The sequence below is a fragment of the Haematospirillum jordaniae genome (genome assembly GCF_001611975.1).
Classification (GTDB): Bacteria; Pseudomonadota; Alphaproteobacteria; order Rhodospirillales; family Rhodospirillaceae; genus Haematospirillum; species Haematospirillum jordaniae.
On sequence record NZ_CP014527.1, the window covers coordinates 171,125 to 190,561 of the forward strand.

Below are 19,437 nucleotides of genomic sequence, written 5' to 3' on the forward strand. Positions count from 1 at the left end.
CGTTTCTGTTGTCTTTTCCATTGCCGTTCCAATCTTGAGAAAGAATGATTAATCGGATCACTCTCTCTCAGGATTTTCCTGCAGTCCTGTGGCGGTTTTTCCGCGTTGCGCCCATCCCCGATGGACGAGGTGGCAGGAATGGAAACCAATAATATATCAAAGGATTACTACCACCGGAGCAGAACAAGATCCGGCTGCCCGTCCCGCTTCCGAGCCCTGATATTATCAACTGAGCAGCCGACAGGGCCTGTTTCAGGCAGGCCCTGTCGGGAGGCGTTTACCCTAGATCAGATCGAACTGGCTCCAGCGAAAGTCTCCGGTCTGCAGAGCCGTCAGCTCAATATTCTGGAGAACCAAAGTCTGGTCATGTCCCAGATCAAGGTGCGTGTCATCCCCATGCTGGGAGAGGCGCCCTTGCAGATCCTGAAAATCGGAGAACTGACCACGGAACGCAGAGAGATCGATGTATTCCTGACTGCGCCAGTACTCGAAATTAATGACGGTATTGGTGCTACCAGGGTCTGCATCAATGGTATAAATATCATTTCCATCCGTACCCGTTAAAATATCATCTCCTTGAGATTGAAAGATGAATGAGTAAGGGTTTATCTTGCTAATGGGATCAGAGCCTTCGACAAGCAAGGTGACGATATTTTTTCCCGTACTCGCATGCAAGATATCAACCATGTTGACATACGTCACATTATCATATGTCAACGACATTCCTGACGAGAACTTAAGCTCAGAGAACTGCTTTATCCCCAGAGCAGAAACATCAATTTTCTCGTTACGGTTTCCAACTTCAAAATCAGTAATAAGATTTTCCCCTGTTTCCCTCACTATAAATGTATCGTCTCCACTCCCTCCACTTGCGATGCCTGTATTTACAACTATTCCATTCCTACCAATCGTCATGCTTTGATAGGAGTCTCCATCAAGATATATAATATCGTTTCCTCCTCTTCCGTGGAGGTCATCCGATCCAAGGCCACCAATAAGAATGTCTTTACCACTGCCACCATTCAGTATGTCATTTCCATCGCCACCTTTCTGTATGGTACCTTCTTCTTTTTGCTGTGAACCATTTCTAGCGTTCGCAGCATGAGCGCGCGCCTTTATTTCAGACTCGTTCTGACTCCAGTAAAAATGCGATGCTTGCAAGTCTTGTATTTTGACGCCCTTCAAACCCAGCTTTTGCCCATTTCCCAAGTCAAGGTAGGCCCCATAACCGGGCTTCCCTGAAACTGAAAGACGCGCCTGCACATCCTCGAATGTCGAGAGACTCTCATGGAACGCTGACAGGTCAATTTTCTCTTCCGGATCATTAGGATCAAAATCTTTGATTTGGTCATCAGAATCAGAATTCTTGGCAATGATAAATGTATCACTGCCTTCACCTCCCTTAAAATAATCTGTGCTTGAGGCTCCGATCAAAGTATCATTACCGGCGTTGCCATAAAGATGATTTACCTGACTGTCTTTCCCTCTGAGAGTATCTCCAAAATTAGATCCATGTAGACCTTGGATATTAATTAAAATATCTCCCTCTGCATCCCCCCCCGTGCCCCTTACCTTTAGACAGGTCAACAGTGACTGCTTCAGGAGATATTCCATAAAACGCATAGTTTACACCCTCACCTCCATCTAGGGTGTCTGCACCAAGTCCCCCTATCAGCACATCGTCTCCACCACCACCACTTAAACGATCAGCACCAAAGCCACCATACAGCCTATCCCAGCCATGACTATTATCCCCACCGGACAGGATGTCATCACCAAATGTTCCTTCCATCATGTCAGCAGTATCCCCTCCCGTCAGCATCACTCCTGCTCTCGTGATTGGCTCACCCCGCGTAATATCCGTGACTCCGGGCGGTAGAACCATGTGGTCGGCGGTCAGCTCCGTTGCTGAAATTCCAAGCAGAACCAGACGTCGTCCACCATCCAATTCAATCACCGTGTCGGTGCCACTCTGACGCACAACAACCTCATTCAGGTCTTGTCTTGAGAGATCAATTTTCTCATCGGGATCACTGAGGTCAAAGTCATGAACAAAAACGTGCTTGTCATTCATCTCGAATGTAAAAGAATTTGCATTACTCTTGTTTTTCACGGGATCCGGGCTGGCCAAGTCCTTTCTGGGGAATGTAATGGAATTCACAGAGGTAAAAACAAAGCGGTCCGAACCAGGTCCCCCATAAAGATGATCTGATCCCCAGAGACTTACCAGCGTATCATTCCCGCCTTCTCCCCGCAGGGTATCGGCTCCCCCCAGACCAGTGAGCACATTATTCTGATCATCTCCGATCAACACATCATGTCCGCCTACGGTTCCGGTTAGGTTCTCGATCCCGTCGTAGGTGTCACCGGCAGCACTGCCGGCCGAACCACGATCGATCGATAAATCAGCCACCACGCCTTTTGTATTGTACGGATGAGCATAGGAAACCGTATCGATACCGCTCCCCCCGATCATCACCTCCGCCCCGTTATCGCCCATGAGGGTGTCATCACCGGCTTCGCCGTGCAGGATGTCACGGCCATCGGAACCGAACAGGGTATCGTCGCCGTCCCCACCGTACAGCTCGTCATCCCCACGTTCACCGTTCAGGAAATTGGAATTGGCATCCCCGACCAGGGTATCGGAGAAGTCTGATCCGCCGATATGTTCAAAGTTACGGAATGTATCCCCACGCATATCACCGCCAGCAGCCTCCCCGGTTGCCAGATTGATGTAAACTCCCCCGGTCTTGGACCAACCGCTCAGTGTATCCTCACCGTCTCCGCCATCCAGGTCATCAGCACCGGCTCCACCTTTGAGTGTGTCATCCCCGCCCCCGCCGATCAGGATGTCGCGCCCGGCACCGCCATCCAGATGATCACCGCCTTCGTCCCCGTTGAGGACGTCGTCGCCATCGCCCCCGACAAGACGGTCAAAGCCCGCACCACCGGATATCCGGTCATGACCGGCCCCACCATTCAGGTAGTCATCCCCGCCACGGCCTTCGATGGTATCCCCGCCCCCTTCGGCAAAGACAAGGTCACCACGATCGCCACCCTTGATGGTGTTGTCTGCCGCATCCCCCACACGCACCGACAGCTTCAGATGATCGGGCGTAGTGTCTTTGCCGGTATAGATCACCCCATCAGCAGCCAGAACCGACTTTTCCGCCAGAAACAGATCGTAACCGAAGGCGGATGTGATGCTGTTGTTGATGGTGTCAACGTCAACCCCCAGCTCGCCCTTTGAGACAATCAGGATGTTCCCCATCTCTATCCAGAAACGCTCTGCCCCGTCCTCATCCAGGGAGGAGGCATGGCTGCGCGCCCGGCCCAGAAGGGAAGACAGCGATGCATTCAGTTCGACCGTATCAGTCGCAAAGTTATACTTTGCCTCCGGGAACAGGTGCGCCAGTGGTCCCTGGACCAGAAAGCGCGCCGTCATCACCGCCTCGATGTTGCCCCATGCCTTCTTGATCCCGACCGAGGCATTTTCACCCACCGCCGCAGTCAGCCCGCGCTGCAGCCACATGACACCGGTGAACTGCTCCATAAAGTCCACATGACGGGCATCAATATTGCTGCCCGTACTTTCGGCACGGGCCGTCGGGTCATTGCCCCGTACCCCGGCCCATTCCAGCAGAATATCCTCGACCAGTTGCGGCGCATCCCCCAGCTGGTCCAGCTTCAGGCTGGCCAGGGTGCGCATCATCGCCATCAATTCGGGATTGTCGTTCAGCGCCAGATGCATCGATTTCATCAGGCCATAGCCGCGCGATTGCGGCAGCAGAAGGGCTTCCAGGTTGATCTTGACCTCGGCCCCGAACTTTTCTCCATGCGCGCCCTTGTACCAGCTGTCGGCGTTATCGTTCAGGAAATGAGCGTCCACCATCGTTCCGGTCTGCCCCCCGACCTTGGTATAGGTGGAGGAGGCCGAGATGTAGTTCTCGTGCTGCCAGCGATCTTCGGGCTTTTCATTCAGGTCCAGGCTCTGGACATTCGTTTCCGGCAGGGTCTTCAGCTCGCCGGCCTCGGTCAGGCCATTCTGGTTCAGGTCACGCCACACCCGCAGTTTGGCATAGTCCGGATCCTGAGCATCGATCTTTCCGTCCTTGTTGGCATCGTGCTGACGCAGCTTGTCATAGGCCGGCATGACATCATCACCATACAACTCGGTGATGTCATCAATGTTGCCGTTTTCATTACGGTCCATGGCCAGCATGCCGTCATCGGCCTTGACCCAGCCGACCCGTTCCGCCTGGCCATCGTTGTCGATATCAAAGTAAACGCTGCGGTCATAGGCGTGGGTCAGTTCAACCCCATCCCCGTCCAGGTCAAGCACCAAGGGCGAAATATGGTTTTTGGCCCCGCCGATGATATTGTTGGCATTGCTGAGATAGGCATTGAGCTGGAACGTGGAGAGCTCACCCAGCAGACGGCTCTCGCTGAACGAGACCGCCGGCGTGGCCTTGCGGTCCAGGAACAGGTAATCGTTGCTGCCCACCCGCATGGTCTGGGTGTCAAGCGACGCAAAGTCATCACCAAGCCCACGCGCCCAGCCATCGGAAAGATCATACCTGAAGCTTTCCAGGGCTTTCTCGGCCCGCCCCTTGTTGACAAACAGCACCGACTGCGGCCCACCGGCCGCCGCAATGTCACGTACCGCCTGATCAGACAGGCGTGTGCTTGTCCCATCAATCTCCAGATCATGGCGGGCACTCACACCGGTGCGGTCAAACACCATACTGCTCTTCACCTGCCCGTATCCGGCATCCCGGGTACCCGTCAGCGTCATCGCCCCGGTAGCGGGGTCGGTGTTCAGGCTGATGCGCGGATCCGGGGAGGACCCATCCGGCCCCCAGGTCAAACGGTGATGCTTCTCGATCAGCTGGGCAACTTTCCCGAACGTCTCGAAACTCGGGCGGGATTCCTCCCACGTCCATTCTGCCGTTGACGTTGCCCCCACCTTGGTCACAGTTCCCAGCGCACCCAGCCAGCCCTTTTCGCTTTCCAGGGCGATGTCCGAACTAATGCGGGACGGATCAATGTCACGTGTATCGCTCCACTCGCCATCAAACATATCCAGCACACGCATCCAGGGAACGAAACCCCCGGTCAGGGTGTTGACATAGCCATCAATGGCCGCCTCGGGGGAGACGCTATGCTTCTCAAGGGCGCTTTTGTATGACTCTTCAATAAACCTTGACTCGGGCAGGATGTATTTATTACCGGCCTCAATCAATTCGATATAATTGCTGCAATGCTGTTTGGCCACGGCCTCAAACTTCTGGTCGTAGGTGTTCTTGCCGACCGTTTCGTCCCAGTGGTTGCGCACCAGCGTCTGGGTAAAGCTGTTGGATCCAGTTGCATCGGTGATACGAACCGCATTCCAGGCATAGTTGTCCCCGCCATCAGCCAGCGCCTGCCAGGCATCGCGGGTTTTGCCCTAGGCCAGCAGCTGTTTGGCGCTATCAACAACGTCCTTGGCAATGGTTTTTGTTGTGGTGTTGGTCATGAAACGATCCCCTGTTGAGTAAAAAAGAAAAGGCTGTAACGGGTCAGTCAAGAATGGCGGCGCGTTCAATGGCCCGGAATTCTTCCAGCAGCGCCATCATGGTTGCCGCCAGATCCACCTCGGTTCCGGTGTTGTCACCGTAGGGCAGTGTGTAAAAGGCATTGCTCCCCGGTTCCTGGTATTCCAGGTCGCCAGATAACCTGTAGGCTGAAGGCAGAGGGACCTTGAGGTTTGTGCTGTCTTCAATATCGGCCACGGCATGCGCCCGCTGGTTTTTGATCAAGGCAAAGCAGTTTTCGTAATGCCGTCGGCAAAACACTGTATCCAGCTGTGTCCACTTGTCCTGCCGGGCCGGGTCTGTGACCAGCTGGCGGATCGGGGCCGGGTTGTCCCAGTCCTCTGTTCCGTTGTTTCTGTTGAAGCGTATCACCAGCGACTTTTCCGGGCGGGTCAGGGTGCTCTCCTGCTGTGGGGGGACATCTTTGGTGATACGAATGACTCCCTTTCCGTATACTTGCGGATCGGCTATCCGGGATTTGACACTCACAAACAGCACGGTTTTTCCATGACGATTATCCACCAGATCGATCTCCTTCAACCGCTGCTGTGGCAAACAGTAGCGGACCCCCCCATGGGTCAGGTCGTAACAGGCCGCGGGCGTGCCCTTGTGACGCAAGGTCACCGGCAGCGGATCAACGCCCCGTTCCTTCTGGAACTGTTCCGCCCAGGCGTTGTATTCCCGTATCTCTTGATAGATCCAGACCGCTCTCTTTGCAACCGGGAAGAGCGTAACCCCGAGCCACACCAGCGCCGCGACCATGATCCAGCGAACAAGGCGTCTCCGGAAAAAAGACATACCCGCCGCCCTCAATCAGCCTGTATCAGACTGGCGGCACGGGCTACATCCTGGACGGTGGCCAATGTTGGCCCAGCGGATGTTTCCGCAGCTCTTTCAAAAAGGGAACCGGTGGTGGTGGGAAGTGATGAACCTGACATAGTGTATCTCCCTCTTGGACATTAAAAATAAATACAAACAACACACAAACGCTGAACTAACGGCGCTTACTCCACTCCCAATGCTCAGCAGAATTGGTAGCGTGCAGTCGCCACAGCCGCTCCCACAGGCGGGGCGGAATCTCAAAACGGTGCACCACACGCTCGCCTTCTACACCGCTTTTTGCATCGTACAGATGTCCCACTTCATATGTGGGGGGAAGACGAGGACTTCCTGATGGATGTCTAGCAAGCATGCTGAATAACCCCACCCATGGGCGATAATCCCGGTCAAAAAATATCGGGGTTACGTAACCGTGCATAACCCCCGTCCCTCGCCGTCCGTCCCCCTTGTATCTTTCCCTGAAATTGGGATCGCTAAGCCCCCGTCCATCGTAAAAACGACGATTGAGGTTGACACTGGCCCAAAGAAAACCATGTATCTCCGGCCCGCTGAGGATGGAGGCCGAAGTCATCAAATCAATCCGGTTGTCACGGCGAACATCGGAATAAATCCACGTCATCGGCGTGGTTGCGGTGTCGTAATAGATATCCCGCTGCACATAGAGGGTTGGGTGGCACAAGTCCTTGACACGGAAGGTTCCACACGTCCGTTGCCCTAGGGCGGTGATGCGATAGGCGATCGCCAACGCCCCCTTCAAATCCGGATCAATCCACTCTTCGGGCATGTGGAAGCGTTCGGCAAACTCCCGCGTGTAGGCCCATATCCAGGTATCGCGAAGGAACGGCTTCCCGTCACGGAAGGTAAAGTTCTTCTGATAAGGCTCGTCATCAATGGGTGGCCCGTCGAATACGTGCCGGGAATCAAACGCCCGCTTCCACCAGGTGGTCAGCAGATGACCCAGGCGATCCTGCTCCCCAAGCGGTTTGTTGGGCATAAGGGCCGAAACAGTGTGCTCCCTCCTCCACAGAGTGTAGGCCTCTTTCAGCCAGCGCTGCGGCACCTGAACCTGGTGCATCCGTTTCCCTGTGGCATCAAAAAACGGCAGAGTCACCGGACCTGATTCAGCCGCCACCTGTGGACACACACCATCCCAGCTGATCAGCCCCAGCGCCGGGGCAAAAGCCTAGTCGAAATGTATCACGTCTCCCTGAGAGCTGATCGGTTGACCGTTCACATACAACTGACCGCCGGAAGCCAGCGGACCGGGCTGCGCTACTCCATCCGGACCGGGGTGTTTGTAAAAATGATGATTGAGGCTGCGGTATTTATACTCCGGATCATACAAAAACATGCCCGAATGCACGCCCTGCATCAGGTTGTCGCGTCGAATGTGCGGGGTGTTCCACGGCAAGACGATGCGGTTGTCATAATACAGGTCAAGTTCACAGATCTTGCGGGTATCACACCTGTCTTCATCGCCATTCAGTCCACAGCGGAAGACGGTCGGTTCCCGCATGCGAAAGGCTAGGCCAAGGGCCCCGTCAAGATCCGGGTCAATCCATTGTTCCGGCATGCGGAAACGTTTCGCAAACGCCGCCGTGTAACTCCAAACAAAGGGGTCAGGGGTGTAGAGGGTATTGATGGTAAAAAACGTGTGCGCCCGCTCGTACGGATGGGTCCGTTCGGCGTGATCTGCAAACAGGCCGGCAATCCTTTCCGGGACCAGTGGGTCAGGGTCATGTGGATTATGATCCCACCAGTTCCGCACCCGCTCCGAGGATATTTCCGCCCAGGGGATGGATTGAGCAGGGCCTGTGACCGGTGCCCCGCCTGCCCGGGCAAAACCAATGCCGGTACACAGCAGCCACGACATACCAAGGAGAACACCAACCCAGAAACGCATGCAACAGTCCATATATGGAAACGCGTGAATCTCGGAACCTTACTCGCGCCTTGCGACAATCGCAAGGCATGCATACATGGTAATACATTGTAATTATTTGTGTACTGGCGTTTCTATATTGACGGGAACAGATACGATCAAAGCTCTTTGAGCCCGTTGGGCGTGGCCATTTGAAGGCATTTTTTTAAGTTTGTTTTGTAGGGTGAGCGAGCAGGATCCGCCAACGTCTGACACGCTTCATCGTTCATGGGGATACAAGATCATCGGGATCGACGCCCGGTATAATGGGACAGGAAAAGGGCCTTGGAGGAAGAAATCTTCCTCCTTTTTTTGCCCTAAAAAAATCAATCTTATTTCAATGACTTAACATTGCCGTCCCCTATAGGAGAAAGAGTGATTTCCAAGGACCACCTCCCTGCCGGATTCCGTATGCATACCTGAGTGCATAACCGAAAATTTCAGATTTCTGCGCAATAAGCTGCTAACGCCCTGTTCCTGAACGGATTTAAAGCGCGACGATTTGGAACGATTTCAAATTTGCTCAATAGGGATCCTACCAGAAGAAAAGCGCGGTCAATGGTCCTGCTCTTTTCGTGCCATGAACGGCACCCCCCGACACGTCTGTTCTGAAAAACCTGGCTCCTAGATGCCAGTCCGAAGGCTTGTCTGCTCATCACAACAAAATAACGGAGGATTTCCGATGAACGCACGTCGTAAAGAGACAAAAGGCGGTGGACATACCAATCATCACGTGGAAGGGCTCACAAGCCTTGAGGCCCGCGTTACTCGCCTTGAAAGACTATATGCATACATTTACTGTGTGCGGCTTGCCTGCGAAATTATTGTCCACTTTCTCTCCTAGTGTGTCCCGTGCAGACGGCATTATCCACACCAGCCACGCCGCTTGTCGCCCGTACACGGGCGACCGTGTACGGTACGAACCAACAGCTCGTGGACCGGGTGTCCGTCAACCAGCACAAAAGCCGCTACACGCCTGTATTTGTCGCGTGACGGTTTCTCCAGCGTAATCCTTCCATTTTCCAGAAGCTGCTCCGTTGCCGCCTTTGCACGCAAGGCGGCCTGTTTTTCTGCGGCGCATTTTCCTTTTATTTCGGACGCATCCAGCCCCCTGAAGCGCACAATCTTCTCACCGTCCGGTGTCACCATCAATAACACGCTTCAGGGTGGATGGTATGTCTGCCGCACCGATTTCCTGTTTAATCCGCTCGCGGACGGTCTGGATGTGGCTTGCCGAGATTTCGCTGATGATAGCCCGCCGCTAGGTACTGATCACGGCCTCGGCGAGGCTGCCACTTCCGGCAAAGACATCCACTACACCCCCCGCCACGCTTGCGGCTTAAAGATGGCTTGCTTTCTGCAGTGCAGAGGATGCCCCTATGCCAACCGTTGCCTTGCTTTCCATGCATCGTGAGGACCTGTCAAATCTCTGCATTTTTCTGCCGTTCCCTGCATGCTTGGACGATTGCCATTCAACACCACCGGAACGCCTCTGGATCCGGCAGACGTCCGGCCTGAAAAACGCAAGGCCGTTGCCTGAACGTGTGGGCACAACAGGCTGGGAAGCGTTGTCCGCAAGGCACCCTGTCGGGTTTCTCACGCTTGCGTTGAGCACGGCCCGACCATGCGAATAAGCATCCTCATGGAATGAGGACAGGAGGTGGGCCCACCTCCTCTATCCTGCCTGTGGGTACGACGTAGAAACTTTTGGAAAATCATGGAATATGCCTTCAAACACTCGCAAAACTCATTTGCATCTCTGTGCGTAATGATACAGGTCATCCCGTTCCGTCTTGCGAGGTGTGTCCCTGTTTCATGCGCTTTGACATTCCATCGTGCTGTCATTGGCTGTAGAGCCCAAAGGGCGCCGTGTCGTGTCCGGGAAGTATCTGCGCAAGCGGATCACGTGTGTATCTCGATGGGGTAGATTCCGGCTGAGTGCAGGATGACACCACTACCGCTGCAGGGCGGTTGCTATTCGGTATCTTCGCAACCCTGGCTAAATTTGAGCGTGAGTTGATACGGGAGCGTACCCGCGCTGGCCTTGCCCATGCCCGTGAACAGGGCCGCCAACTTGGCCGTCGCCGTGCCCTCACCAAAACAGAGTAGGGACGGAAGTCGTGTAGGCTTACCGTCCACGTCATGAGCCAATCCAGTGGAATCCGCTTACTCCAGAAGTATGCGATGAGAACTGCATCACTTTGTTGATGTTCGGTGCAAAGCGCTGTACCCCTTGGGCAGATTCCATGGAGCCGAAATGTCCGAGCACCGAAACAAGACCACCAGACTGACGGTGAACCTCGATGACGGGGACTACGCCGCCCTGACAGCCATCGCCGAGAAAAGCGATGTTTCCCTGTCTTGGGTCATTCGTCAGGCCATCCACCGGTTCGTCCAAGAACATGGAGCACATCCTGAGCTGCCCCTCAGGCTCGCTGGAAGTTTTGGGAAAGAAGGCCAAGACACATGATCCCCGCCGCCACACCCCGTACCGATTTTCTTGCCGGAAGAGGAATTATTCGTGTCACGCCTCACTGATCTGATTGCGCAGGCAAAAGCCAAGGACCCAAGCTTTGGGCAGGAGTTGGAGCGGGAATTCAAGGTCCTGTCCGCCCGCCGCTCATTCGGCCTTAATTTCGAGCGGCACCGTCCGGAGAGCGTCGAGTTGCCGGGCCGTCCCGTGCGCAAGGGTGACAAGGTGCGCGTTCTGCCGCCGCGCGGTGAAACGAAGAAAGGCGACCAGCGTCTTTGGCGGGTACGGAGCCTGTCCGGGAAGGGCGCGGAGCGCCAGGCCGTTGTCGAACTGATCGGCGCGGAAGAGCCGGACACGCAAGAGGTGCCCGCTGCCGACCTCGTGGTGGTCGCGGAGTTTCGAGACTACATCTACCCCGGCCTTGTCAGCACGGGAAAGGTCGAACGCGGCGGGGACAAGCCCTTTCATACCGTGATCAATGGCGAGAACTTCCATGCACTTGAAGCCCTGACCTTCACGCATCGCGGAAAGATCGACGCGATCTACATTGACCCACCCTACAATACCGGCGCAAAAGACTGGAAATACAACAACGATTACGTTGAGGCAGAAGACCTGTACAGGCATTCCAAGTGGCTAGCATTTATGGAGCGGAGGTTAAATGTTGCGAAGGAGCTTTTGAACCCATCCAACTCTGTATTAATCGTTACAATCGATGAAAAAGAATACCTCAGGCTTGGTTTGCTTCTTGAGCAGACGTTTCCCGAGGCAGATATTCAAATGGTAAGCTCGGTTATTAATCAAGCCGGGTCATCGCGACCGGGCTCATTTTCAAGAACTGACGAATATCTATATTTCGTAAAATTAGGCTCATCTATTGTCGAGGCATTGCAGCTAGAAAAAGAATGGATGTCTGGTAGAGGAAACACAAGAAGAATGGGACTTTACTGGAATGAACTTATGCGAACAGGTCCTGGTGCACGTCGCGAAGACAGTCCTAATTTGTTTTTCCCGATCTATTTGACTTCTGACGCTCGGAAATTCGTTTCAGTTGGTAAGCCAATAGGTTTGGGAGTAGATAGGCACACTATCGAGCACCCAAGCAACGTCATCGTTCGCTGGCCAATCCGTGCAGATGGCACAGAAGGTCGGTGGCGTGTCTCGGCAGATGGGATCAGGGAACTTATTGAGAAAGGCTATATCAGGTTAGGTCGCGCAAGAGGTGATCAAACTACGATTCAATACATTTCACGCGGTGAAGTAAAAAAGGTCGAGAGCGGTGTATTTAAGATTAAGGGGCATCGTGATGATGGTTCATTAGAAGTTCAAGATACAGAATATATCCCTACTGTTGTTCCCGGCACCCAATGGAACATCAAGTCTCATGACGCATCGGTCAATGGGGCACTGATGATCCGTTCACTCATACCGAGGAGAACATTTCCGTTTCCAAAATCATTATACGCGGTTGAAGACTGCCTACGTTTTCTAATTAAAAGCAAACCAAACGCGACAATTCTCGACTTTTTCTCTGGTTCCGGGACGACGGCCCATGCGGTCATGCGGCTAAACCGGCAGGATGGAGGCCGTCGCCAGTGTATTTCTATAACCAACAACGAAGTGGCTGCTGGCGAACAGACATCGCTGCGCAAGTCTGGCCTGCGTCCGGGCGATCCCGACTGGGAGAAATGGGGCATTTGCGACTACATCACCAAGCCCCGCATTCGAGCAGCGATAACCGGGCACACGCCTGAAGGAAGAAAAATAGAGGGAGACTATGCGTTCACGGACGAATTCCCCATGGCCGAGGGCTTCCAGGAAAACGCCGAGTTCTTCACCCTGACCTATGAAACGCCGGTGGCGGTCAGCCACAATCGCGCGTTCGCGCGTATTGCGCCGCTCCTGTGGATGCGGGCGGGCAGTGAGGGCAGGCGGATCGACGCAATTCCAGCCGACGGGTGGGAGGTAGCAGATACCTACGGCCTGCTGACAGACTTGGACAAGGCAAGCGCCTTTTGCAAAGCGGTGGAGGCCAAGGGCACCATTCGGATTGCCTATATCGTGACAGATGACGACCGGCGCTTCCAGGCGGTCACGCGCCATTTGCCCGATGCCGTCGAGCCGGTACGACTCTACGAGTCGTATCTGAGCAATTTCCGATTCTCGATGGGGCGCTGAGTCATGAAGTTTACGCTGAAGGATTATCAGGACGATGCCGTCAAAGAGGTTCTGGACCGGCTGAAGAAAGCCCGCAAACGCTGGCATGAAGACCGTGACAAGCACGCTTTCTCGCTGACTGCGACGACCGGCGCGGGCAAGACCGTCATGGCGGCAGCAGTCTTTGAATCCCTTTTCTATGGTAACGACGATTTCGACTTCGAGGCTGATCCAGGTGCTGTGGTGATCTGGTTCAGCGATGACCCGTCTCTGAACGAGCAATCCCGCTGGCGGCTTCAGGAAGCGTCCGACAAGCTCACCATCTCCGATCTGGTCAGCGTCGGGAACAGTTTCGCTGGAGAGAAATTCCGGCCCGGCAAAATCTACTTCCTGAACACGCAGAAACTGTCCAAGAACAGCCTTCTGGTGCGCGGGCACGATCCCAACGACCCCACGCTGGAAACGGCAGACGGCCAACGCATTATGCCGGACATGCGGTCGCATACGATCTGGGATACGATCCAGAACACCATCGAAGATCCCAACCTAACCCTGTACCTGATCCTCGATGAAGCCCATCGAGGTATGAAAGGGGGTGGTCGGTCCAACGGCGACGGCAAACCGACAATCGTCAAGCAGCTCATCAACGGTTCGGGTGCAGTGCCCGGTATCCCGATCGTCTGGGGTATATCCGCAACCGTTCAACGATTCAACGATGCCGTTTCCGGTATGCAGGACCGTAGCACCCTGCCCAACGTGATTGTCGATGCAAAGAAGGTGCAGGATTCGGGCCTTCTGAAAGACACGATCAACCTCGATGTGCCCGACGAGACCGGCGATTTTTCAACCGTGCTTCTGCGTCGCGGCACGGCCAAGCTGAGTGATATCTCGAACGCCTGGGCGGAGTACGCCAAGCAGCAGGATGACGCCGATACCGTTCTGCCCCTCATGGTGTTGCAGGTTCCAAACTCCCCGGACCACAACGAAATCGGCCTATGGCTCGACACGATCTTCGAGCAATGGCCAGAGCTTCAGCACGACTCTATCGCCAACGTTTTCGGTGAACACAAAACCGAGACCTTTGGCCGACATATGGCCCCCTACATCGCACCGGAACGAGTTCAGGAATCCGATTGGGTACGCATTCTGATTGCCAAGGACGCTATCAGCACAGGCTGGGACTGCCCGCGTGCGGAAGTCATGGTTTCCTTCCGGGCGGCAACGGACAAGACCCACATCACCCAGCTTCTCGGTCGAATGGTGCGCACGCCACTGGCACGGCGTATCCCCGGTAACGACCGGCTGAACGCGGTCGATTGCCTTCTCCCTCATTTTGACAAGAAATCGGTTGAGGCCGTTGTCGCCGCGCTCATGTCAGGCGGCGAAGCTGGCGAGGAACTGCCCGGTCGGCGGGTGCTGATCAATCCGCGCGAGATGAAGCCCAATCCGGCAATCTCTGAGAACGTTTGGCAAAAGCTGCTTTCCTTGCCGTCGCAAACCTTGCCGAAGCGGCAGGCTCGCCCGGTCAAACGGCTAACGGCGCTTGCTCACGAACTGGCTGTTGACGGCCTCCTCGCGGACGCCGGCAAGAAAGCTCATGCCGAATTGCACAAGGTTCTGGACGGCGCACAAGTCCGGTATGCCGAAGAAATCAAGAAAGCCCGCGACTCAGTGATGACCGTTGAAGGGAAGACGGTGAAGGCGGATGTAGAAACCAAGGAAATGACCTTCGACGATTTTGTCGAAGCTGCCGACTACGCCGTCATCGAAGACGCATACAAACGCGCGGCGCGGGTTATCAGCCCTGACCTTGCCACGACCTACAGTGAACACCTTGCCAGCAAAGCCGAAGAGGATGACGATCCCGAGGAAGCGCTGATCGAGGCTCATACCGCGATTGCGGCGCTTGGGCTTGTCCCTGATCTGAAGGACGATCTTGAGACGGCTGCGGAGAAGCTGTCAAACCAGTGGTTGACCAATTACCGGGTTCAAATCAAGAACCTTTCCGATGAACGTCAAGACGTCTATCGCCAAATTCGGGAAATGAGCGCTGATCCGTTGGATGTCGATCTTGCACGGCCCAACACTTGGCTTCAGATGACCACGGCGCGCAAGGCCGACGGCACCGAAGAGCCGCTACCACGCTTCGAAAGGCACATGCTTTGCGATGAGGATGGCCTTTTCCACGGCGACTTCAATTCATGGGAAGGCAAGGTCGTCAAGGCCGAGTTGGAGCGAGCCGGTACGGTCGCCTGGTATCGAAACCCAGCCCGTGCAAGTCAGGATTCGTTGGGCGTAACCTATGAAGAAGGCGGCGACATAAAAATAGTTCGGCCAGATTTCATCTTCTTTGCGCAGCTGGACGACGGCACGGTGGTCGCTGATATCGTCGATCCCCACGGCATTCAGTTTGGTGACGCTCTTCCGAAGCTGAAGGGCTTGGCGGAGTACGCTGAAACTAACGCGGGCACATACCGGCGCATCGAGGTTATCGCCGAAGTTGGAGGGACCTTTCGCACTATCGACCTGACGGAGACTTCAGCCCGAGCGGCGATTAAATCCGCAGCGACGGTGAAGGAGGTTTACGATAGCGAGGTGGCGCATGATTACGTCATGTAGCTATTACCAGTTTGCAGGGGGACGCGGTGCCTTTTCCGCTTTCGCCGCAGAGCATTGACGCCATAGCTGAAGTCATCAGCGGCGGCGGTGGGAACGACCCGACGCCGCCAATTGGAATCTATCGCAGCGGCCCCAAAATTGAAAAATTCATGCGCGCCTGCAACGTTGATTTTCGCGTGAGCGGTTCCCGCGTGCCGTCATTGGTCGATTGCTTTCTGGATATCAATCGGGGCTTCGAGCCTTCAGCGGTTTTCCCGAGGGTCATTGAGGCCGCTGCCGACCCCCGAGATTTTGCCCACAACCCTCCACGGCATACCGCTGTCCTCGAATATCTGAACAACGCGCTGCGCTATGACGGTTTTGAGCTTCAGCAGCAGGGCACCAAGGTCCGAACTGGTGGTCGCGGGTCACTCCACACCAGTCATCGCAACGCTCTCAGGCGTTGCGGAGACCATCAGCTTTGACACAGTGAAGCTCGATCTTGAACGCGCCTTGGGCAGCATCGACTCCGATCCAGAGGACGCAATTACGGCGGCTTGTTCGACAATAGAAAGCGTGTGCCGCTCGATCTTGATCGAGTTGAGACAGCCGCTTCCGGCGAAGAAGGACGTTTCCGGGCTTTTCAATGCGGTTAAACAACCCTTGGCATTGAGCCCCGACCTGTCCGATTTGGACCCACAAATCGCCGCAGATGTCAGAATGACCTTGGGCGGGCTTGCAACTGTCATCCAAGGTGTTGGAGCCCTGCGAACACACGCGGGCGATGCTCATGGTAGGGAGAGGGGCTACGCGCGCGTTGATGCGCGTATTGCGAGATTAGGCTCCAAACCCAATCAGGATATTGATCGTGGGCTGCAAATCAGATTCATACCCTTCAATCGGGAGGTTGGAGGGTATGAATGGCCCACCTGTTTTGGCTTTCGGACGCCCAATGGGCGGCGATAAAGCCGCATTTGCCCGGGAACCAACCGGGTGCGCTGCGTGTTGATGACCGGCGCGTGATCTCCGGGATCATCCATGTCCTGAAGACGGGATGCCGATGGTGCGATTGCCCGCCGGATTATGGCCCTTCGACGACGCTCTACAATCGCTTCAACCGTTGGTCTCGCAGGTGCTTCCGGGTGGGCCTGCTCGACGCCTTGGCGACATCGGGCGCTGTGACCAGGAGCACCGCGATCGAGAGCACCTATGTGAAAGCGCAGTGCTCCGCCCACGGCGAAAAAGGGGGGCGAAAGCGCAGGGCATCGGTCCATCGCGCGGCGATACCGAGACCGCCACCTGATCGAAAACGCCTTCTGTCGCATCAAGGACTTCCGCCGTGTCGCGACCCGCTACGACAAACGCGCCAGAAACTTCCTCTCTGCCGTCGCTCTCGCAACCCTCGTCGCATTCTGGATATGATTGAGCCTAGAGCCTAGCATTCGAATGCCCTAATGCGAGTCGATAAAGCCACTCAGCACCACGGCGCATCCAGAATCGATCCCGTTTGCGATCAATAAAAACCGTACCCAACCCGGTTATAGCGGCCACCATTGCAGGAACACCTGCCAGTCTTGCCATCAAACCACCATACAGGACGGGCTTGATGGTTACCAAGTGAACAAGGTTAGGCCTTATCGTTCGCATCAGCCGATAAAGTCCCCACAAGGTTCTTAGTTCGGCAAACGGGTTGCGTCCACTACGGGAAATTGGCAAAAGGTGGTGCTGAAATCCCAAGTCGGCGACCTCCTTGCATGCCGGGCCTAAACCTGTAGCTATGTGAACCGTGATACCCGTAGCCCGTGCCGCAACCGCCAAGTGCAGCCGATGAGATAGAAAAAAATCAGGGGGAGTTAACGACAAAAAGAACAATCACAGACTTTGGTGAGTCCCTATGACTTTCGAAATCGGTATTCAATGGGCTATTGTTTTCTCAACCACGCCTGAAACATCAGTACATCCCAAAGCAGATACTGCCAGTTCTGACCACCTGAAAGGTGCTGTTGCCATTTTTCCTGAATTGGAAGCGGATCAAAAAATCCTTCCGACTTCATCTGCACCGGATCGAGCAGGTCCTCGGCCCAATGACGCAGGGGGCCACGTAGCCAATTGTCGATCGGCACCCCGAACCCCATTTTCGGCCGCTCCAGCATCTGCCGGGGTACATGACGGTATAGGACCTGTTTGAGCAACCACTTAGCATCACCGTTTCGCACCTTCATATTGAACGGCAGCGACCAAGCAAATTCAACTACCCGATGGTCCAGCATGGGCACGCGTGTTTCCAAACTCACACCCATCGCCGCACGATCCACCTTGACCAGAATATCATCCGGCAAATAGCTGATGGAATCCAGTAGCATCATGCGCTCAACGAAGTTCTTCTGCGCCAGCCCCCCCGGCGGATCGGTCAGCACGGTAGGTGGCTCATACCCAAGGAGAACCACGGCAGCTGGATCCGGCCAATGAGAGACCAATTGCTTGTAGGCAGCGTCCTGTCCTTGCAAGCTCAGGATTTTTGCGATCTTGTGCAACTTGTCGCCCGCATTCATATGCTGATAACGTCCCGGCAGGAACGGGGTCGCGATACTGGCCAGCGCAGACCAGACCTTCGGACTTAAGATTTTGATTCCATTCCCTAGTGCGCTTCTCAGTGGCAGGGGGATGCGGCTAGTTTTTTGCCATGCATCACCCGCGACGAAATAGCGGTTATAGCCACCGAAGAGCTCATCTCCTCCATCACCCGACAGGCTAACGGTTACATGTTTTTTCGCCAGTTGCGAGACTAGGAATGTCGGAATCTGCGAGGAGTCCGAGAACGGCTCGTCGTAGAGCTCCGGCAGCAGGGGAATCACATCGAGCGCCTGTTTGGGCGTAACGTAAAGCTCGGTGTGGTCCGTGCCAAGATGCTCCGCCACCCGTCTGGCATGCTTCGCCTCGTCATACCCTTCTTCGTGGAACCCGATGGAGAACGTGCTGACGGGCCGGCTGCTTTGCGCCTGCATCAGAGCAACCACCGTCGACGAGTCTATTCCTCCCGACAGAAAGGCTCCCAACGGAACATCAGCCACCATCTGCCCGCTGATCGCTTCGCGCAAGCGCGCCTCCAGCGCATCGACCGCATCTTCATCGCTGCCCTCGAACATATGCGTCTTCGCACGGCCGACTACATCCGGCAGCGTCCAATAGGTTCCGACGCGAGCATCCCTGCTCCTTTTGACCCGCAGATACTTGCCGGGCGGCAATTTGTGTACCCCCTGGTAAATGGAATAAGGTGCGGGAATATAGTTGTGCCGTAGCAAGAGGCATAGCGCGCCTCTGTCAATATCCGCCCGCCATGCCGGATGTGCACGCAGTGCCTTCAGTTCCGATCCGAAAAGAAAAGTGCCCCCCATGCGACCATAGTAAAGCGGCTTCTCGCCAATACGGTCTCGCGCTAGGTACAATGCCTGCTCCTGCTGATCCCATAGGGCAATCGCAAACATACCAACCAAGCGATCCAGCGTTGCGGTAAAACCCCAGCAACCTATCGCAGCAAGGATCACCTCTGTGTCCGAATGGCCGCGCCACCCGTGCACCATATCGACAAAGTAAGGTGTTGACTCAAGCTCCTTCCGGATCGTGCGGTAATTGTAGACCTCGCCGTTGAAAGCAATGACGTAGCGGCCGCATGCCGAAAGCATTGGCTGGTGTCCCGCAGGCGAGAGATCAAGGATCGATAATCGCCTGTGACCCAGGGCAATCCCCTTGTCGGGCGCGCTCCAATAGCCATGATCGTCTGGACCGCGATGAAGAATCGCGTTTCCCATATTCTGCATATGAGAAAGCTCACTGGCGGAGTCATCCGACGCGAGAATACCGAATATTCCGCACAT

Annotated in this window: 13 protein-coding genes and 3 pseudogenes; 7 read left to right on the forward strand and 9 right to left on the reverse strand. The window is 55.1% G+C overall.

From position 1 onward, the window contains the following. Positions 1-282: 282 nt before the first annotated feature. From AY555_RS10860 to AY555_RS10885, 7 genes are all read right to left on the reverse strand, one after another. Positions 283-1,623 carry a hypothetical protein gene (locus AY555_RS10860; RefSeq protein WP_156483418.1) on the reverse strand — a complete coding sequence of 447 codons (1,341 nt, stop codon included), beginning with the start codon at positions 1,621-1,623 and terminating at the stop codon, positions 283-285. Further along, the gene (locus AY555_RS12290; RefSeq protein WP_066137229.1) at positions 1,529-5,335 is read right to left on the reverse strand and encodes a calcium-binding protein; all 3,807 of its coding nucleotides are present in this window, start codon (positions 5,333-5,335) and stop codon (positions 1,529-1,531) included. The genes AY555_RS10860 and AY555_RS12290 overlap by 95 nt, the downstream gene beginning before the upstream one ends. 223 nt (positions 5,336-5,558) lie before the next feature. Continuing rightward, a complete protein-coding gene (locus AY555_RS10870) occupies positions 5,559-6,371 on the reverse strand; it encodes a hypothetical protein (protein WP_156483419.1) in 813 nt (270 codons plus the stop codon). Positions 6,372-6,382: 11 nt separating this feature from the next. Continuing rightward, a complete protein-coding gene (locus tag AY555_RS12295; RefSeq protein ID WP_280649114.1) occupies positions 6,383-6,511 on the reverse strand; it encodes a hypothetical protein in 129 nt (42 codons plus the stop codon). A gap of 56 nt (positions 6,512-6,567) precedes the next feature. After that, on the reverse strand, positions 6,568-7,488 hold the full coding sequence (locus AY555_RS10875; RefSeq protein WP_066137232.1) for a hypothetical protein: 921 nt from the start codon (positions 7,486-7,488) through the stop codon (positions 6,568-6,570). 108 nt (positions 7,489-7,596) lie between these two features. Next, positions 7,597-8,316, reverse strand: a complete 720-nt coding sequence (locus AY555_RS10880; protein WP_066137234.1) for a hypothetical protein — start codon at positions 8,314-8,316, stop codon at positions 7,597-7,599. A gap of 882 nt (positions 8,317-9,198) precedes the next feature. Continuing rightward, complete coding sequence (locus AY555_RS10885; RefSeq protein ID WP_066137235.1) at positions 9,199-9,483, reverse strand: thermonuclease family protein; 285 nt, start codon at positions 9,481-9,483, stop codon at positions 9,199-9,201. Between the two features lie 792 nt (positions 9,484-10,275). On the opposite strand from AY555_RS10885, the pseudogene AY555_RS11660 reads away from it, so the two are divergent. From AY555_RS11660 to AY555_RS11665, 7 genes and pseudogenes are all read left to right on the forward strand, one after another. Further along, positions 10,276-10,440 (forward strand): annotated as a pseudogene (locus tag AY555_RS11660) (recombinase family protein); the annotation flags it as partial. Between the two features lie 226 nt (positions 10,441-10,666). Further along, positions 10,667-10,804: a ribbon-helix-helix domain-containing protein gene (locus AY555_RS12365; protein ID WP_407646308.1), complete on the forward strand. Its 138-nt coding sequence runs from the start codon at positions 10,667-10,669 to the stop codon at positions 10,802-10,804. Positions 10,805-10,855: 51 nt separating this feature from the next. Further along, complete coding sequence (locus AY555_RS10900) at positions 10,856-12,985, forward strand: site-specific DNA-methyltransferase (RefSeq protein WP_066137241.1); 2,130 nt, start codon at positions 10,856-10,858, stop codon at positions 12,983-12,985. Positions 12,986-12,988: 3 nt separating this feature from the next. Continuing rightward, a complete protein-coding gene (locus AY555_RS10905; RefSeq protein ID WP_066137243.1) occupies positions 12,989-15,583 on the forward strand; it encodes a DEAD/DEAH box helicase in 2,595 nt (864 codons plus the stop codon). Between the two features lie 26 nt (positions 15,584-15,609). Further along, positions 15,610-16,047, forward strand: a complete 438-nt coding sequence (locus AY555_RS11890) for a hypothetical protein (RefSeq protein ID WP_066137244.1) — start codon at positions 15,610-15,612, stop codon at positions 16,045-16,047. Further along, positions 15,980-16,402 (forward strand): annotated as a pseudogene (locus AY555_RS10915) (abortive infection family protein); the annotation flags it as partial. The gene AY555_RS11890 and the pseudogene AY555_RS10915, both read left to right, overlap by 68 nt. Before the next feature lie 80 nt (positions 16,403-16,482). Further along, a pseudogene (locus AY555_RS11665) lies at positions 16,483-16,984 on the forward strand (transposase). A gap of 6 nt (positions 16,985-16,990) precedes the next feature. On the opposite strand, the gene AY555_RS11670 reads toward AY555_RS11665, so the two are convergent. Next, entirely contained in the window at positions 16,991-17,434 is a 444-nt protein-coding gene (locus tag AY555_RS11670; RefSeq protein ID WP_082812172.1) for a glycosyltransferase, read from the reverse strand. Between the two features lie 50 nt (positions 17,435-17,484). Further along, positions 17,485-19,437 carry an asparagine synthase (glutamine-hydrolyzing) gene (gene asnB, locus AY555_RS10920; RefSeq protein WP_066137248.1) on the reverse strand — a complete coding sequence of 651 codons (1,953 nt, stop codon included), beginning with the start codon at positions 19,435-19,437 and terminating at the stop codon, positions 17,485-17,487.